Here is a 369-nt window from a genome sequence, read left to right on the forward strand (position 1 = left end):
GTCGTGTTGAGCGTGGTATTGTTAAAGTGGGTGACGAAGTTGAAATCGTTGGTGTTCGCACAACGACTAAAACAACGTGTACTGGTGTAGAAATGTTCCGTAAACTGCTTGACGAAGGTCGTGCAGGTGAGAACTGTGGTGTGTTATTACGTGGTACTAAGCGTGATGACGTAGAACGTGGTCAAGTATTGGCTAAACCAGGTTCAATCAACCCACACACCACTTTTGAATCAGAAGTTTATGTTCTGTCAAAAGAAGAAGGCGGACGTCACACTCCATTCTTCAAAGGCTACCGTCCACAGTTCTACTTCCGTACAACTGACGTAACCGGTACTATCGAACTGCCAGAAGGCGTAGAGATGGTAATGC

General features: G+C 45.8%; 1 protein-coding gene. It reads left to right on the forward strand.

The annotated features are described in order from the left end of the window. Positions 1 to 369: EF-Tu/IF-2/RF-3 family GTPase (locus KFE26_RS24450; RefSeq protein WP_249195905.1), on the forward strand; the 369-nt coding region annotated here is incomplete at both ends.

The sequence above is a fragment of the Shewanella sp. M16 genome (genome assembly GCF_018224605.1).
Taxonomy (GTDB): Bacteria; Pseudomonadota; Gammaproteobacteria; order Enterobacterales; family Shewanellaceae; genus Shewanella; species Shewanella oncorhynchi.